This is a genomic window from Acidovorax sp. KPB24-03, from assembly GCF_057546605.1.
On the sequence record NZ_BAAJYR010000715.1, the window covers coordinates 1 to 1131 of the forward strand.

Consider the following 1131-nt stretch of genomic DNA (forward strand, 5'->3'; position numbering starts at 1 on the left):
CGCAGCGCTGCACCACGGCGCGCGGCACCACGGCCAGGCCCACGCCCTGCCCCACCATGCGGCAGACCGCCTCGAAGCTGCCAAGGCGGATGCGGTAGCGCGGGCGGGTGCCCAGCCGGCGGGCATGGCCTGAGAGGTGGTCGTCCAGCGCGCTGCCGGCCGACAGGCCCACCAGTTCCCAGTCCAGCACCTCGGCGAATGCGATGCGGCGGCGCGCCGCCAGCGCATGGCCGCGCGGCACCACCAGCACCAGCGGGTCCGCCCCCAGCACGAAGGCCTGCAAGCCCGCGGCATCGACCGAATCGGCCAGCACGCCGATCTCGCACACGCCGTGGCGCAAAGCGTCCACGATCTCGTGGCTGGGGCGCTCCAGCAGGTCCACCGACATGCCGGGATGGTCGTGCAGGAAACCCGCCAGCCGGTCGGGCAGCCAGTCGCTCAGCGCGGCGCTGTTGCACATCAGGCGCACGTGGCCGCGCAGGCCCGAGGCATGGTCGCCCAAGTCCCCCTGCATGCGCTCGATCTGCTGCAGCACGATCAACGCGTGCTGCAGCAAGGTGCGCCCGGCGGGGGTGGGCGACACGCCGCGCCGCGTTCGCAGCAGCAGCGGCACGCCCAGCGCGGATTCCATGCCGCGGATGCGCTCGCTGGCCGATGCCAGCGTGATGCAGCTGGCTGATGCGCCGGCGGTGATGGTGCCCGCCTCCAGCACGTTGGCGAACAGTCGCAGATCGGTCAGGTCGAAAGCCATGGGCGCCAAGGTAGCACGCCCTGCCTATGGCCTCGCCTGAGGCAGGCTGCGCCGAATCCCGATTGCCGGGTTAACGGGCGCCTCCAACAATCCACGGCATGACCGCACCGCTCACCCCCACCGCCTTCCTCGCGGCCACGGCCGTCTTCCTGCTCGCCGGGTGCGTCAAGGGCGTGGTGGGCCTGGGACTGCCGACCGTCGCGATGGCGCTGCTGGCCCTGGTCATGCCCACCGCCCAGGCGGCGGCCTTGCTGGTGGTGCCTTCGCTCGTGACCAATCTGCTGCAGCTGCGGCCCCTGTCCGGTCTGGGGCCATGGTGCGCCGGCTGGGCGGCATGCAGCTGGGCGTGTGCGCGGGCACGCTCGCGGGGGGCGGCGTGG

At 72.8% G+C, this 1131-nt stretch carries 1 protein-coding gene and 1 pseudogene; one reads left to right on the forward strand and one right to left on the reverse strand.

From position 1 onward, the window contains the following. Positions 1-751 (reverse strand): LysR substrate-binding domain-containing protein (locus AC27KI_RS25440; protein WP_487116580.1); only part of this gene is annotated, 751 nt, incomplete at its 3' end. Positions 752-849: 98 nt separating this feature from the next. On the opposite strand from AC27KI_RS25440, the pseudogene AC27KI_RS25445 reads away from it, so the two are divergent. Beyond that, positions 850-1131: pseudogene (locus AC27KI_RS25445) on the forward strand (sulfite exporter TauE/SafE family protein); the annotation flags it as partial.